We start from the raw sequence: 15,466 nt of genomic DNA on the forward strand, positions 1-15,466 counted from the left end.
GGACATCCCCACCGACCAGATCAGCACCCAACACAACTTCTTCACCCACGGCGGCAACTCCCTGCGCGCCATCCAACTCATCTCCCGCATCCACGACACCCTGGGCCACCACATCGACCTCCGGCAGGTGTACCTGGACGCGACGATCAGCGGCATCGCGGCCGCGATCGACAGGCAACCCGTCCCGGCAGCCGCCCAGCCACGACAGGAGCTGCTCGTGCCGTTGCGCGCCAACGGATCCCGGCCGCCGCTGTTCTGCGTACACCCGGTTGGTGGATCCGCCGCGCCGTATCTGGCCCTGACCGGCCTGCTCCCCGCGGACCTGCCGGTCTACGGGTTCGAGGCGGCCGGACTGCACGGCGGTGAGCCGCTGCGCGCCGTACCGGAGATGGCCGAGCGGTACCTGCCGGAGCTGCTCGCGCGCCAACCACGCGGGCCGTACCACCTGCTGGGCTGGTCGGCTGGCGGTCTGATCGCGCTCGAACTCGCCGCCCGGCTGCGCGAACGAGGTGAGCCGGTGGCGTTGCTGACCCTGCTGGACACCGTCGCGCCCCGCCCCGACGACCCGCTCCCGAACCACGCCGAGCTGCTCGCCCACTTCGCGCACGACGTCGCCGCCCAGGCCGGCGTCCCGGCGCCGGCGTTGGAGCTGCACGGGTTGCCCGAAAACGAGCGGGCCGCGGCCGTGACGAAGGCGTTGGAGCGGGCCGGTCTCGTCCCCGCAGGGATCGAAAGGGAGCTGCGGGCGCGGATGGACGTCTTCATCGCGACGTCGCTGGCAGCCCGCACGTACCGCCTCCCGACCATCCACAGTGGCGCGACGCTGCTGACCGCCCGGGAGCGGCGGGACGGACGGACCCCGCGCTGGCCGGCGCACGCGAGCCGGATCGAGGTGCCCGGCAACCACTACACTGTCCTGCGAGAGCCCCACGTGACCGCCCTGGCCGCGATAGTGACCGACCTGCTCGACAGCTGATCAGTCCACATAGGTCACGAGCGGCAAGACCCGGGGATTTCGAGCTACCGCGACGCTCGTCGCGGTCCCTACCGTTGCTCCCGCGGCCCCACCCTCCGCGTGCCGGCGGGTTTGACCGTGGGAGCGCGTACGGCGAGGCCGCGGGAGCAACGGCCTAGCGCCCGACGGACATCGCGGTAGCCCAGACCTCGCTCCTGGTTTTGACCTTGTCGCGCGCGAGAGGGCCAGACCACCCCGCGCTCATCCTGTCCCGGCGCCGCCGCCCACCCGCGACCGCGCGCCGGCCCCGCCCAGCCCGCCGATCAAGGGCGTATGCCCGTGGTTGGATCTCTAAACCGCGTGCGTCCGCCGCGAGGCCGGCCGGGCACGGCGTGTCGCCACGCCCTGTCCGCCGATCAAGGGCGAACGCACGCGGTTGGATCTCTTCTTCGCGTGCGTCCGCCCCCAGGCCGGCCGGGCACGGCGTGTCGCCACGCCGTGCGCGCCGATCAAGGGCATATGCCCGCCATCTCTTTCCGCGTGCATTTGCCCTTGATCGATGCGAATGGCCTTGATCGGCGCGCACCGCGCACCGCGCACCGCGCACCGCGCGGCGACAGGCCGCCGCCACCCCCAAACCCCGGCGACCAGCCCCGGTCGCGACGGCGCGCGGCCTCACACCCCGAGGGTCCGCCGATCAAGGCCATGTGCGTGGATCAAGGGCGAACGCACGCGGTTTTGAGATCGAACCACGTGCATTCGCCCTTGATCGGCGGAAGGGTGGCGCCGCGCGCGGCGTGCGCCCCCGCGAGCCCCGCGAGCCCGCGGTGCGCGGCGCGAGCCCCGCGCGCGCCGCGCACCCGCGCACCTGGCCCCGCGCGGCGCGGGTTACTTCGTCGCTGCCGCGGCGGGGGTGGGGGTTGGCTCGTCCGGGACCTCTGTGGGGAGTTCGCGGACGGTGCGGACCGCGGGGACCAGCGCGACGAGCACCGTGGTGATCAGCAGGATGCCGCCGCCCACCATCGCCGCCCGCAAGCCGAACAGCTCGCCGGCGAGCCCCGCGCCGAACCCGCCCAGCGACTGGGCGCCGTACGAGATGAACTTGTAGGTAGCGGTCATCCGGCCGAGCATCTGGTCGTTCGTGACCGCCTGCCGGAGCGTGATGCCGACGACGTTCGAGACGATGAGCATGCCGCTCACGGAGAAGGCCACCACGAGCGCCGCGACCGTCACCGGACTGTGCGCGGGGATCAGGCCGAGGCTCAGGACGGAGGCCCACGCCAGGCCCTTGGCCCAGATGTAGGACGAGCCGGCACCCAGCGCCGCGATCATGCGGGTGGCGAGGAGGGCGCCCAACGCGGCCCCGATCGCGCCGAACGACTGGACGAAGCCGATCGTCGCCGCGTTGAGCTCCAGGGTCCGCACGGCGAAGACCGGGAAGAGCGTCATCACCCCGGTGGTGAAGAAGTTGTAGAGCGCTGAGCTGAGCGTCAGCGACCGCAGCACCGGCTGCCGCGCGACGTACCGCAGCCCTTCCCAGATCTGCCGGCGGCGACTCTCGCCGGGTGTCGCGGGTTGGATGGTCTCCTGTACCCGCATCCACCGCAGGCTCACCGCGGAGGCGACGAAGGTGAACGCGTCGACGATCAGCGCGAACGGCGCGGTCACCACCTGGGTGAGCACGCCGCCGATGTTCGTGCCGGCCAGCAGCGCGAAGGAGCCGCTCGTCTGCAGCCGGCTGTTGGCTCGCATCAGATCGGAACGGCGCACGATCGACGGCACGACCGCGTAGTAGGCCACTTCGAACAGGACCGAGCCGACGCCGTAGAACAGCATCAGCCCGACGATGATCTCCAGGTTCACCATGCCCAGCAGGGTCAGGACCGCCACCGCGACCAGGATCGCGCCCCGGCTGAGGTCGGCGAAGAGCATCACCGGGATCCGGCGGCGCCCGTCGATCCAGGCGCCCGCCCACAGCGTGACCAGCAGGTAGGGGACGGTCTCCGCCAGTGTGATGAGACCGACCTCGAAGGCCCCCGCGTCGATGGCGTAGATGGCCAGCAGCGGGAGCGCGACGTACGTGACGTTGATGCCCACGAGCGAGATCGACTGTCCCGCCCAGAGCTTGTGGAAGTTGGTGTTCTGGTTCAGTGCGGGCCGCTCTTCAGTCATCCGCGCTCATCTCCACGGCGAGTTCGTAGGTGACCGTTCGGGTGGTCGCGGTGAAACCGATCCGCTCGTAGACACCGGTCGCGCCGTGCGCGTTGTCGGCGTCCACCTGCAACCGGACGCTGTGCCAGCCAGCGCCGGCCGCGGTCGCCAGCAGCGTCTTCAGCATGCACGTAGCGAGTCCGCGACGCCGCCACGGCTTGCGGACCCCGAGGTGTCCGATGTAGACGGTTCCGGGATCCACCCCCCGGTGCGGCACGATGTAGCCGGCCAGCTCGTCGCCGTCGAACACCAGGACGCACAGCTCCGGCAGGAAGGTGTTCCGCTCGACGTTGCGCGCGGCCCAGCGTTCGTAGTCGTGGACCTGGGTGGCGAAGTGGCCGGCGAAAGCCTCCGTGTCGGCGGCGTAGAGAGCGCGCGCGAAGCCGGGCTGGTAGCTGTCTGCCCGCAGCCCATCGGGCAACGGGACCGGTCGTGCGCCCGCGGTGGGCGCGCTCATGCCCGTCCAGTAACGGCTCGCCGTCATGCCGGCGCGGCGGTACAGGCGTATCGCCGCCTCGTCCTGCACAGGGGTGGTGGCGTGCGCGGTCCAGGCGCCATCCGCCCCGGAGGCGCCGCGCATCCGCGCGGCGCGGTCGAACTGCCAGCGCAGCAACTCGCGGCCGACGCCGGCGGCACGCCGGTCCGGAAGCACGCCGCCGAATAGCCAGACCCGGTCTCCGCCGGCGGGTGGAGCGATCACCAGGCCGGCGGCCACGATACGGCCATCGGCGTCGAGCCGTAGCGTGGAGTCGCGCTCGGGGTCGGCGAGGGCGGTGGTCAGGTACTGCCCCAGCTGCCCGGGCGTGGAGGACGGCGGGAAGCCGACGTGCTCCTCCAGCGCGTTGAACATCGCGGCGAGCCCGGCCGCGTCGGCGGGCGCGTACGGCCGCTGCCGCAGGTCGCTGCCGGTCACTGTCCCGCGACCTGCCAGTGGTGGCCGCCCCGGTCGAACCGGGTCTGCTGCGCGACACCGGGCGACTCGGCGGCGAGGTTCAGGTCGCTGACGAAGATGTTTCCCTTGTAGACCTCGACGGTCACGGTGCCGGTCGCGCTCGCCGCCAGCGCGTCGGCCGACGCCCGCGCGGCCAGGGTCGCGGTCTCGTAGAGGCGGCCCTCGTACACCGCCCGCCCGAGGCGGCGGGACAGCGAGTGCATCAGCTCGGCCGACGCCTTGTCCAGGCTGAGCTGGTACAGCGCGGCGACGCACTGCCCGAGCACCTCCAGGCCGGGTGCCTCGTACACGCCGCGGCACTTCGTGCCGTTGACCCTGTTCTCCACCACGCTGCGCGGCGGGACGCCACCTCGGCCGCCGAACTCGTTGGCCATGAGCACGGCCCGCAACGCCGATACCGGTTCACCGTTGATCTCGACCGGGCGGCCGGCGACGAAGCGGACGCGCATCAGCTCGGTCTCGTCCGGCGCGGCGTGCGGCCAGACCGTCATGATCGGATCGAGTACGCGTGCCGGCGTGCTCACCCGCTCCAGCTGCGTGCTCTCGTGCGCGATGCCACCGAGGTTCTCCTCGACGGAGTAGTCGACGAACCGGCCGTACTCGGCGGGCATCCCGCGATCGAGCAGGTAGTCGGTCATGCTGCGCCGGTTGGGGAAGCGCTCCAGCAGCCAGCTGTTGGTCCACGGTGCGAAGACGGCGAGGTCGGGGGCGAGGGCCTCGGTGTAGCGGGCGAACCGGCCCTGGTCGTTGCCGCCGCCCACACAGCCGTGCGCGAGTACCGTGCAGCCGGCCGCGCGCAGCGAGTCGGCCAGGCCCGAGACGAGCGCCGCGCGGGAGGCGCCGGTGGTGTTCCAGTACCCGCCGTCGTAGGTGGCCTGGTACTTCACGAACTCCAGGTACAGGTCGGCCAACTGCTCGCGGAGGTCGACGACCTGTGTCTTGATGCCCTGGCTGGTGAGCAGTTCGGCGCCCTCGGCCGCGTGATAGGGCGTGGTCTGGCCGAGGTCGGCGACGAAGGCGACCGTCTCCACGCCGTTCTCGGCCAGCCAGAGACCGACCGCCGTGCAGGACAGGCCGCCGGACATGAGAATTCCGACGCGGTGGCTCCGCAGGTCGGCGAGCTTCATGGTCCACTCCTCAGATGGATGGTTGCGGGCGCGGATCGTCGCGCAGCACGGCGTACAGCAGCAGGCTCCGCCAGGCACCGCGGTGGAAGTAGGCGCCGCGCAGCAGCCCCTCCCGCGCGAAGCCGGCGCGCTCCAGAGCCTTCTGCTCGGCGACGTTCTCCACGTCGGTCAGGGCCTCGACGCGGTTCGCGGTCGTGTAGCCGAACAGGTGATCCACCAGCAGCCGTTGCGCCGCGGTGCCCAGCCCGCGGCCCCGGCACTCCGGCACCAGCGCGATGCCGATCTCGTAGCATCCGCCGGGCGGGCCGCCGTGGGGTTTCGGCCAGTAGCTCGCCACACCGACGGCGGGCTGGTCCGCCTCGCACACCGCGAGCGCCGTGTGCTCCGCGCTGACGTATCCGTCCTTCTCCCAGCGACGACGCCGTTTGCGCGGGTCGACGAAGCCGAACCATTCGAACGGGCCCACCGTCTCCGGGTCCGTGCCCCACCGGTCCAGAAAGGAGAGATCCACTTCGGTGAACGCGCGCAACGCGAGCTTGTCTGTCACGGAGCCCCCTCGCTCGACGGATGGCTCGAACCTACGGTCGCGACCGGTCCGCGTCGTCCGTGCCGCTATGAGCCCCGGCGGCGCCCGTGTCGTCACCACGACGACTACCGGTGGCGGTGGCACCAACACGTGCCGTGCGTACCGGGGACGGCTACGATCCGATAGGCCACTCCGGATGGTTGGCTCATTGAAGATCCCAGGTATCTGTCGGGCTAGATCGGTTATCTGTTGAGCGACGGGCCATCGCGCGCAGAGGCAGGTGGACGGGGTGATTGCCTTGCGGATCCAAGTGCTCGGCCCGCTGCGCGCGTGGCGCGGCGAGGAGCCCGTTGAGCTGGGCCGGGTCGGCCAGCGAGCGGTCCTCGGCCTGCTGGCGCTCGCCGGTGGCCAGCCGCTGTCGCGGGCCGAGCTCGTCGACGCGTTGTGGGGCGACGCGCCGCCGCCCAGCGCGGCCAACGTGATCCAGACGTCCGTCAAGCACCTGCGCCGGCTCCTGGAGCCCGACCGGCCGCCCCGCACCCCGAGCGCGATTCTGCCCGCGGTCGGCGACGGGTACGCGCTGCGCCTGCCGGCCGAGAGCGTGGACCTGGTGCGGTTCCGCCACTTGGTCTCCACCGCCACCGGTGCGCAACAAGCCGGCGACCAGCGGCGGGCCGCCGAGCTGCTCGGCGAGGCGCTGCGGCTGTGGCACGGCGGTCCACTGGCCGACATCACCATGCTCGCCGGCCACCCGAAGCTGGTGGCGCTGGCCGAGGAGCGGCGCGCCATCGTGGGCCGCTACGGCGAGCTGATGATCGCCACCGGCGCCGCCGGCGAGGCGCTGCCCGCGCTGGAGGAGGTCGCGGCCGAACAGCCGCTGGACGAGGCCGCACAGGCCCGCTTGATCCGCGGCTATCGGGCCGCCGGGCGCCGGGCGCAAGCCTTCGTCGCGTACGACCGCATCGGGCACCGGCTGGCCGACGAGCTCGGCGTCGACCCGGGCCCCGACCTGGTGGCCGCCCACGCGTCCCTGCTCGCCGAGGACGAACAGCCCAGCGGCGCCGGTACGCCTCGCGTCGCCGCCCAGTACCCGGTGCCTTCGCAACTGCCGGCCGACGTCGCGTCGTTCACCGGTCGCGACAGCCACCTGCGGCAGCTGGACGATCTGCTGGCCGGCATGACCACCGGCCGGCCCAGGGCGGTGGTCATCTCGGCCGTGTCCGGCACCGCGGGAGTCGGCAAGACCGCGCTGGCGGTCCACTTCGCCCACCGGGTCCGGCACCGGTTCCCCGACGGGCAGCTGTACGTCAACCTGCGCGGGTTCGATCCGAGCGGGTCGGTGATGAGCGCCGCCGAGGCGGTCCGCGGCTTCCTGGACGCCTTCGGGGTGCCCGCTGAACGCATCCCGGCCAGCCTGCACGCGCAGGCCGCCCTGTACCGGAGCCTGATCGCGGACCGGCGCGTGCTGGTACTGCTCGACAACGCCCGCGACGCCGAGCAGGTCCGCCCGCTGCTGCCCGGCACGCCCGGCTGCCTGGTACTGGTGACAAGCCGCAACCAGCTCACCAGCCTGGTCGCCACCGACGGGGCGCACCCGGTCACGCTCGACCTGCTGTCGTCGACCGAAGCCAAGGCACTGCTGGCCCGGCGGCTCGGCGCCGACCGGGTAGCGGCCGAGCCCGACGCGGTGGACGAGATCATCACGATGTGCGCGCGGCTGCCGCTGGCCGTCGCCATCGTGGCCGCGCGTGCGACCACCCACCCCGGCTTCCCGCTCACCGCGCTCGCCGACCAGCTGCGCGCGGCCGGTGGCCTCGACGCGCTGACCGCCGACGATCCGACCAGCGACGTGCGCACGGTCTTCTCCTGGTCGTACCACGCCCTCACCGCACCGGCGGCCATGCTCTTCCGGCTGCTCGGACTCCACCCGGGCGCGGACATCACGGCGCCGGCCGCGGCGAGCCTCGCCGGCGTACCGACCGCGCAGGTGCGCCAGCCGCTGGCCGAGCTGGTCGGCGCGCACCTGATCACCGAGCGCAGCCCCGGCCGGTACGTGCGGCACGACCTGCTGCGCAGCTACGCCACCGAGCTGCTGCACGCCCGCGACACCCAACAGAGCCGGCGCGCCGCGCTGCACCGGCTGCTCGACCACTGGGTGCACACCGCCCACGCCGCGGATCGCCTGCTCGACCCGCATCGGGAGCAGATCGCGCTGGCGCCGCCCCAGCCAGGGGTCGCCCAGGAAGCCCTGGTACACCACGAGCAGGCGCTGGCCTGGCTGACCAACGAGCACCCCGCGCTGCTCGCCGGCGTCGAGGCCGCCGCGGCCGAGGGCTTCGACACCCACACCTGGCAGCTGGCGTGGGCCATGACGACCCTGCTCGAGCGGGGCGGGCACTGGCACGACCTGGCCGCGGTGCAGCACGCCGCCCTGCGTGCCGGCGAGCGCCTCGACGACCAGCGCGTGCGTGCGCACGCGCATCGGCGGCTCGCCCATTTCCACATCTGGTTCGGGCGCGACGAGGCGGAGACCCACCTGCTGCGGGCACTCGACCTGTACCGGGATCTCGGCGACGGGTGCGGCCAGGCCCGTACCCACCTGAACCTCGCGGTCATCTGCGAGCGGCGCGGGGAGCACCACGCGGCGCTCAGGCACGCGGAGCAGGCCGCCGGCATGTTCCAGCACGCCGGCGACCGGTCCGGCCAGGCCGACGCCTGCAACGCGGTCGGCTGGTACCAGGCGCACATCGGCAGCCCGCAGGACGCGCTCGCGCACTGCCAGGAGGCGCTGCGGCTGTACCAGTCGGCGGGCGACGAGAAGGGCGAATCACACGCCTGGGACAGCCTCGGATTCATCTACAACCTGCTCGGGCGCCAGCAGGAGGCCATCCGGTGCTACCGGCGTGCGCTCGCCCTGCGGCGCAAGGTCGGCTACCGGTACTTCGAGGCCCGCGCGCTGCACAGCCTCGGCGACATCCAGCGGGCCGTCGGCGAGGTGGACTCCGCCCGCGTCGCCTGGCAGGAGGCGCTGGTCATCCTCGACGCGTTCGGACATCCCGAGGCCAACCAGGTCCGGGCCAAGCTGCACACGGTCGGCGCCATGTCGGCTGGTTGATGACATCGGCATAGGTGAAAGCTTGACGACCCGTAATCGACGCGGGGAGCATTGCTTCGGTTCTCGTTACGTTCGGAGGTCTTCGTGCCCAACATCGAGCATGGCCAGAGCTACACGAACGGCGGCGACACGGACGGCAGCGACAAGGAAGGCGGCGACACCGAGGGCCTCGCGCGCAACCTCCTGGCGGCCGCCGTGCTGTCCGGCATCGTCATCGGCGTTTCCGGCACGGGTGCCGCCGCGGCCGAGCCGGCCGCGACGCGGACGGAGAGCGCCGACAGCATCCGCGCGCAGTTCGACGAGGCGTTCACACCCGGGGAGGAGTGGATCGCTGGCGGGCCCGGCGACATCGGGCTGATCCACTGAGTACGGTGGCTATCTCACTGAAAGCGATGGCTATCCCGTTGGACAGCGCCACCCGCGACCGGCACGCGGCCTGGCCGGTGGTCCTCGTTTCGATGCCGTTCATGGGCATCTACCGCCCGTCCATCCAGCTCGGCCTGCTCAAGGCGATCGCCGGCCAGTACGGCTTCCCGGTCCGGACCCTGCACGCGAACCTCGACCTCGCCGCGCGGATCGGCGCCGACTACTACAGTGGACTGTCCCAGCACCGCGGCCGGATGGTCGGCGAGTGGCTGTTCTCGGTGGCGGCTTTCGGTGACGCCGCGCCCGATCCGGAAGCCAAGCTGCTCGACGAGTTCGCCGACGAGCTGTCGTATCTGGCCGACTCACCGGAGCAGCTGCGAGATCGATTGCGGCGCACCCGCGAGCAGGATGTCCCGGCCTACCTGGACGCGCTCGTCGACACGTACCCGTGGGGCGAAGCGCGCGTCGTCGGTTTCACCTCCACCTTCCAGCAGAACGTCGCGTCGTTCGCGCTGGCACGGCGATTGAAGCAGCGCTGGCCGGAGCTGGTCACCGTGTTCGGTGGGGCGAACTTCGACGGCGAGATGGGACTGGAGGTGGTCCGCTCGGTCGACTGTGTCGACTTCGCCGTCATCGGCGAGGGCGACGTCGCCTTTCCCCAGCTGCTGTCCGCGCTGGCCGCCGGAGCCGACCCTGGCGCGGTGCCGGGTGTCGCCCGCCGGGTCGACGCGACGGTGGCGGCCACCCCGGCGGCGGCGCCGTTGCCGCATCTCGACGAGCTGCCCGTCCCCGACTATGCCGAGTACTTCACCCGGGCCGAAAACCTGTCGCTGCTGCCCAGGGTCGGAAACCGCCATCTGTGGATACCGTTCGAGGCGGCCCGCGGATGCTGGTGGGGAGCCAAACACCACTGCACGTTCTGCGGGCTCAACGGGACGACGATGCGGTTCCGCGCGAAGTCACCGGACCGGGTGCTCGACGAGCTCGCTGAGCAGGCACGGCGGCACGGCAGCTTCCGGTTCGAGGCGGTCGACAACATCCTCGACCCGGCGTACCTGAAGCGGCTCTTCCCGATCCTGGTCGACACCGAGACCGGCTACGAGTTCTTCTACGAGGTCAAGGCGAACCTCACCCGCGAGCAGCTGAAACTCATGGCGTTGGCGGGGCTTCGCCGGATCCAGCCCGGCCTCGAGTCGCTGAGCTCGAGCGTGCTGCGCCTCATGCGCAAGGGCGTGACGGCCGCGCAGAACGTCAACCTGCTTCGCTGGGCGCAGTACTACGACATGGACGTGGCGTGGAACATCTTGTGGGGCTTCCCGCGGGAGTCCACACAGGACTACGCCGATCAGGCCGCGCTCGTGCCGCACCTGCTGCATCTTCAGCCACCGCGCGGCGTCGGCCGGCTCTGGCTGGAGCGCTTCAGCCCGCTCTACGCCGACGAGGCGACGTTTCCGCTGCGCTCTCGGACCCCGGAGCACAGCTACCGCTACGTGTATCCGGACAGCGTCGATCTCGACAAGGTGGCCTACTTCTTCGAGTACGACCCGGTGGAGGCGCTGCCAGACAGCGCGTACCAGGAGCTCGACTCGGCCGTCCGGGGCTGGCAGGCGGCGTGGGCAGGCGACCGGCGACCGGTGCTCACGTACCGGTCGGCGCCGGACTATCTGCAGATCTACGACGGCAGGCAGCCGGGGCGGGAAGGCACGTACGCCTTCCGCGGCACGCTCGCCGAGATCTATCTCGCCTGCGGCGACCGCCCGACGACCGCGTCCGCGGTGCGGGAGAAGCTGGGCGGACGGCTGTCGGTGGAGGCGGTCCAGGAGGTGTTCGGTGAGTTCCAGCGCCGTGGGCTGATGTTGCTCGACGGCCAGCTCGCCGTGGCGCTCGCGCTCCCCGCGGTCAGCGGGCGGTGAGACTCAGGCCGACCGCATCAGCCCCGCGCGGTAGGCGAACGACACCAGCTGGGCGCGATCCTTCAGATCCAGTTTGCCCCGCAGCCGGTAGATGTGCGTGCGAACCGTGGTCACCCCGATGTACAGCTTGACGGCGATGTCTTCTGGCTGCATCCCTTCGGCGAGGAGCAGCAACACCTCCCGCTCGCGGGGGGTCAGGGTCCCGACGACCTTGCGCAGCGTCGTGTCGGGCTGGGTGTCCCGGCGCCGGAACCAGTCCACCAGGCGTTGCGCCACGGCGGGAGCCAGCATGGCCTCCCCGTTGGCGGCCGCGCGGATCGCGGACACCAGCTCGCCCTTGCCGGCGTCCTTGGTCAGGATGCCGCTCGCGCCGGCGTGCAGCACCTCGCTGACGGCGTCGTCGGCGTCGCCTATCGAGTACACGACCACGCGTGGCGCGGGACCGCGATCGTCCTTGGTCAGCTGACGGATGAGCTCGACCCCGTTCAGTCCCAGCAACTCCAGGCCGGTGACCACGACGTGCGGCCGGGCCATGCGAGCCAACATGATCGCGTGGGTGCCGCTGTCGGTGGTATCGACCACCTCGACATCGGGCTCGGACTCCAGCAACGCCCGCAGGCCGTTGCGTACCACGAGAAACTTGTCGCAAATAAGGACGCGCAGCACCATTTCCACCAGGCTCCATCCACGTGTGATTGCATCGTCACTGAGTGCGCTGGACATCGATTGAAGAACGACTGGACGGCGTTGAACTCGGCGATGGCTGTCCACAGTGGATGGGTAAGCGTGGCGTCGAATCGACGTCATCCAGCAATGCGTGTTCGCACAACGCACGGTTCAGGATTGGACGGAAGACGCGGGCGGATACCGAAATGTAGCGTGCGGCAGACAAGATGGCCGAAAGGGGGACGCGTGGAAGAAAAGCTCGTGCTGCGGGCGTTCCGGGAAGATGATCTTCATTTCCTGGACCGGTTGTGCACCGATCCCGAAGCGGTCGGTGAGTTCGAGTGGAAAGGCTTCATCGACCCGCGCACCAGGCGCCGCCGCTGGGAGCAAGACGGATACGTGGGTCCGGGCGTCACGGCGCTCGCCGTGGCCGCGGCCGACGACACCCCGGCCGGCGTGGTGAGCTACCGCCCGGCGCAACGCCGCGGTCCGACCGGTGCGTGTTTCGAAATCGGCATCGCCCTGCTCCCGGAGTACCGGGGTCGAGGGCTGGGCACCGCGACGCAGCGGCTCCTGGTCGACTACCTGTTCGACTACACCACCGCCAACCGGCTCGAGGCGCTCACCGACGAAGAGAACCTCGCCGAGCAGAAGTCACTGGAGCGGGTCGGATTCCGGCGGGAGGGAGTGCTGCGCGGATCGTATTTCCATCGCGGCTCCTGGCGGAACCACGTGGTGTACGCCATGACCCGCGGTGAGGCCCGTCCGGCGGGCTGACTGTAGATCATGACGGGTTGCGGGATCCCGCAACGGATTCCTCGATGATCTCTTCGAGGTAGAGACAATGTCGTACTCCAGTGCAAATATCGCTGCGTACCAGAGTTCGACGGTTCGGGGGGATGGTCGCTCATGGCAGGCAGAAAAACCGGCGTGCTCGCGATCGGCCAGGCCGTCCCGGCGCTGGTCCGCTGGGGTGTCTCGGCGGACGCCGACCTGGTATATCGGTGCCTGCTGACCTTCGGGCCGCAACCCTCCGGCGAGGTCGCGCTGGAGCTTGGCCTGGGGGTCCGCAGGGTCCGAGCCGCGCTCGACGAGCTGCTTGCCGCACGCATCGTCACGGTGGAGCGCGAGCCGTCGGCGTACGGCGTGGACGCCTCGATCTGGCGGGCGCTGCTCGCCGACGCTGTCGTGATGACCCTGCGGCGGCGCGCGTTCCGGCGCGCCGCCGTGGCAACCGGCGGCGATTCTGCGCCATTTGAACGGGGCGGAATTCCGGCGAGGCGGCTGCCAGACCGTGAGGCCCGCCGCCGGCGCATCGCCGAGCTGGCAGACCTGGAGCGGATCGAGCACCTGTCGATGCAGCCCGAGCAGGCCTTCGGCACCGAGGTGCTGGCGGCCGCCGCGCCATTGGACGTCGCGGCCCTGCGTCGCGGCGTCCGGATGCGCACGCTGAGCCGCCCACCCGCCGACGGAGACCGCTCGGCGCAGCACGCGATCGAGTTCGGCCGGCTCGGCGGCGAGTACCGGGAGACAGCGGCGCGCCTGCCGCAAAAGCTCATGATCTTCGATCGGCGGGTGGCGCTCCTCGCCGTCGATCCCTTCGACCTTGACCGCGGCACGTGGGAGATCGACGATCGCGCCACGGTCGATTCGCTTGTCAGGCTGTTCGCCCGTCACTGGAGCAACGGGGTGGACCCAAGCCGGAACGGAGTACCGGCGATCGTGTTGACATCACGGGAGAAAGCAGTCGTCGCGCTGCTCGCACAGGGGCACACAGACGCCGCCTCGGCGCAGCAGCTTGGCATGTCCACCCGCTCGCTCACCTACACGCTGCGGGCGTTGATGGACCGTCTCGGCGTCGACAACCGCTTCCAGTTGGGCCTCGCCCTCGGCGCGCTCAACGTGGCGACGCCAACCGGCGCGCCCACCGACTCCGACACCATCGACGGGGGAGACCGATGAAATACCTGACCGTGCTGGCCGTCGCGGTCTTCGCGCTGTTCGGCGCCGGTTCACCCGCCGCCGCGGATGCCGGCTGGCAGCGCATCCCGTGCTTCTCCGGCGCCGTCGAGCGATCGGAAGCCGCGGCTGGCGACTACCTCACGCTGACCGGATACCTGGATTGCGGCGTGACAGACGACAACCCGCTACCGAGGTGGGGATACGCCGTCTTCGTGGCGGGCCTGCCCTACGGCACCCTGAGCGAAGCGGACATGCGCTGGTACTCCCATGACGACAAGACGGCGTTCTCCGACACCCTGCAGGTGACCAGGCTCCCCGCAGACATAGGCATCTGCGTCGTCACGGACTACGACGTCCGCATCGCCTGCGTCAAAGTCACCTGGAAAAACGCGACCGCGCCGATGATGGTGTGGCCCACGTCCGTCGACGACGGGCTGGTCGCCCAGCCGTTCCAGCGGCGGAACGAGGGAGACCCCACTCCGGTCTGCGGCCACTGCTAGGGCGGTGTGCAGCAGCCGTCGTCGCAGCCCTCGTCCGCGGCCAAGGGCGGGCAGCAGGCGATGCCCCGCCAGGCGTCGCGGCCTTCCTTGACGGCGACGGCGGCGATGACGAGCGCGGCGGCCGGGTCGGCCCACCACCAGCCAAACAGCGAGTTGACGATCAGACCGGCCAGCAGGACGGCCGACAGGTAGGTGCACAGCAGCGTCTGTTTGGAGTCGGCGACCGCGGAGGCGGAGCCGAGCTCGCGGCCGGTGCGGCGCTGCAACCCAGACAGCACCGGCATCACGGCCAGCGACACCGCGGCCAGGACGATGCCGACCGTGGAGTGCTCCGCGCGTTCGCCGCCGAGCAGCGCCCGGACGGATTCGATGCCGACGTAACCCGCGAGGGCGAAGAACGAGACCGCGATGACCCGCAGCGCGGTGCGTTCGCGCCGTTGGTGGTCGGCGGCGGTGAACTGCCAGGCGACCGCGGCGGCCGAGGAGACCTCAATGACCGAGTCCAGGCCGAAGCCGACCAGAGCGGTCGACGAGGCCAGCGTGCCGGCGGTGATCGCCACGACGGCCTCGACGGTGTTGTAGGCGATCGTGGCGGCGACCAGCCACCGCACCCGGCGGGCCAGGACCAGGCGGCGGCCGGCGGACGGGACCGCGAGCAGGGGGAGTGGTTGGCCGGCCATCAGCAGCAGTCGTCGGCGCCGGCGGACGGGCAGGCGGCCGGGTCGACGGCCAGGACCAGGCCGAGCAGGTCACCGAGGGCGTGCGCCAGGCGGGGGTCGGCCAGCTCGTAGCGGCTGCGCCGCCCCTCCGGGACGGCCACGACGAGGCCGCAGCCGCGCAGGCACGCCAGATGGTTCGACAGGTTCTGCCGGCTGGTGCCCAGCAGATCGGCGAGGTCGGCCGGGTAGCCGGGGGCGTCGCGCAGGGCGAGCAGCAGCCGGGCCCGGACGGGGTCAGACAGGGCGTGCCCGAAGCGGGCGAGCACCTGCCCGTGCGTCAACGTCTCCACGTGTCACACAGTACAGCTGTCGCTGTATTCAGCAAAGGATGAACTATTTTCAAACCAGGATTTCGAGCTACCGCGATGCCCGTCGTGCGTCAGACCGCTGCTCCCGCGGCCTCACCGCCCGCGTCCAGTCACGCTCAAAAACCAGCCGGGCGGGGTTGTGTGTC

At 71.1% G+C, this 15,466-nt stretch carries 14 protein-coding genes; 7 read left to right on the forward strand and 7 right to left on the reverse strand.

Features of this window, described 5'->3' with window-relative positions:
• Nucleotides 1-976, forward strand: a 976-nt coding sequence (locus tag QMG73_RS35335; RefSeq protein WP_281903131.1) for a non-ribosomal peptide synthetase, incomplete at its 5' end; no start/stop codon positions are given.
• 867 nt (nucleotides 977-1,843) lie between these two features.
• Here the strand turns inward: QMG73_RS35335 and QMG73_RS35340 are convergent.
• From QMG73_RS35340 to QMG73_RS35355, 4 genes are read right to left on the reverse strand one after another with little or no spacing between them, the layout of a single operon-like run.
• Entirely contained in the window at nucleotides 1,844-3,127 is a 1,284-nt protein-coding gene (locus QMG73_RS35340) for an MFS transporter (RefSeq protein WP_281903132.1), read from the reverse strand.
• Nucleotides 3,120-4,079 carry a GNAT family N-acetyltransferase gene (locus QMG73_RS35345; RefSeq protein ID WP_281903134.1) on the reverse strand — a complete coding sequence of 320 codons (960 nt, stop codon included), beginning with the start codon at nucleotides 4,077-4,079 and terminating at the stop codon, nucleotides 3,120-3,122. Before QMG73_RS35345 ends, QMG73_RS35340 begins: the two co-directional genes overlap by 8 nt.
• Nucleotides 4,076-5,245, reverse strand: coding sequence for an argininosuccinate synthase domain-containing protein (locus QMG73_RS35350; protein WP_281903136.1), 1,170 nt, complete (start codon nucleotides 5,243-5,245; stop codon nucleotides 4,076-4,078). Before QMG73_RS35350 ends, QMG73_RS35345 begins: the two co-directional genes overlap by 4 nt.
• Nucleotides 5,246-5,255: 10 nt before the next feature.
• Entirely contained in the window at nucleotides 5,256-5,792 is a 537-nt protein-coding gene (locus QMG73_RS35355) for a GNAT family N-acetyltransferase (protein WP_281903138.1), read from the reverse strand.
• Nucleotides 5,793-6,069: 277 nt separating this feature from the next.
• Between QMG73_RS35355 and QMG73_RS35360 the strand changes: the two genes are divergently transcribed.
• The 3 genes from QMG73_RS35360 to QMG73_RS35370 all read left to right on the forward strand — a co-directional run bounded on the left by QMG73_RS35360 (nucleotide 6,070) and on the right by QMG73_RS35370 (nucleotide 11,165).
• The gene (locus QMG73_RS35360; protein ID WP_407676898.1) at nucleotides 6,070-8,886 is read left to right on the forward strand and encodes an AfsR/SARP family transcriptional regulator; all 2,817 of its coding nucleotides are present in this window, start codon (nucleotides 6,070-6,072) and stop codon (nucleotides 8,884-8,886) included.
• A gap of 84 nt (nucleotides 8,887-8,970) precedes the next feature.
• Nucleotides 8,971-9,252: a hypothetical protein gene (locus QMG73_RS35365; protein ID WP_281903141.1), complete on the forward strand. Its 282-nt coding sequence runs from the start codon at nucleotides 8,971-8,973 to the stop codon at nucleotides 9,250-9,252.
• Nucleotides 9,253-9,278: 26 nt separating this feature from the next.
• Complete coding sequence (locus tag QMG73_RS35370) at nucleotides 9,279-11,165, forward strand: RiPP maturation radical SAM C-methyltransferase (protein ID WP_281903143.1); 1,887 nt, start codon at nucleotides 9,279-9,281, stop codon at nucleotides 11,163-11,165.
• A gap of 3 nt (nucleotides 11,166-11,168) precedes the next feature.
• Here the strand turns inward: QMG73_RS35370 and QMG73_RS35375 are convergent, their stop codons facing one another.
• Complete coding sequence (locus tag QMG73_RS35375; protein WP_281903145.1) at nucleotides 11,169-11,834, reverse strand: response regulator; 666 nt, start codon at nucleotides 11,832-11,834, stop codon at nucleotides 11,169-11,171.
• Nucleotides 11,835-12,077: 243 nt separating this feature from the next.
• Here QMG73_RS35375 and QMG73_RS35380 point away from each other — a divergent pair, with 243 nt between their 5' ends.
• The 3 genes from QMG73_RS35380 (at nucleotide 12,078) to QMG73_RS35390 (ending at nucleotide 14,293) form a co-directional block, all read left to right on the forward strand.
• A complete protein-coding gene (locus QMG73_RS35380; RefSeq protein ID WP_281903147.1) occupies nucleotides 12,078-12,608 on the forward strand; it encodes a GNAT family N-acetyltransferase in 531 nt (176 codons plus the stop codon).
• Between the two features lie 132 nt (nucleotides 12,609-12,740).
• Nucleotides 12,741-13,793: a helix-turn-helix transcriptional regulator gene (locus QMG73_RS35385; RefSeq protein WP_281903149.1), complete on the forward strand. Its 1,053-nt coding sequence runs from the start codon at nucleotides 12,741-12,743 to the stop codon at nucleotides 13,791-13,793.
• The gene (locus tag QMG73_RS35390; protein ID WP_281903151.1) at nucleotides 13,790-14,293 is read left to right on the forward strand and encodes a hypothetical protein; all 504 of its coding nucleotides are present in this window, start codon (nucleotides 13,790-13,792) and stop codon (nucleotides 14,291-14,293) included. The genes QMG73_RS35385 and QMG73_RS35390 overlap by 4 nt, the downstream gene beginning before the upstream one ends.
• Here QMG73_RS35390 and QMG73_RS35395 read toward each other — a convergent pair.
• Nucleotides 14,290-14,973 (reverse strand): cation diffusion facilitator family transporter, encoded by a 684-nt coding sequence (locus QMG73_RS35395; protein ID WP_281903153.1) that lies wholly within the window; start codon nucleotides 14,971-14,973, stop codon nucleotides 14,290-14,292. The two genes, QMG73_RS35390 and QMG73_RS35395, sit on opposite strands and share 4 nt — an antisense overlap.
• Nucleotides 14,973-15,302, reverse strand: a complete 330-nt coding sequence (locus QMG73_RS35400; protein WP_281903154.1) for an ArsR/SmtB family transcription factor — start codon at nucleotides 15,300-15,302, stop codon at nucleotides 14,973-14,975. Before QMG73_RS35400 ends, QMG73_RS35395 begins: the two co-directional genes overlap by 1 nt.
• Nucleotides 15,303-15,466 lie beyond the last annotated feature (164 nt).

Origin of the sequence: Phytohabitans aurantiacus (assembly GCF_027923225.1) — a bacterium.
GTDB classification, from domain to species: domain Bacteria; phylum Actinomycetota; class Actinomycetes; order Mycobacteriales; family Micromonosporaceae; genus Phytohabitans; species Phytohabitans aurantiacus.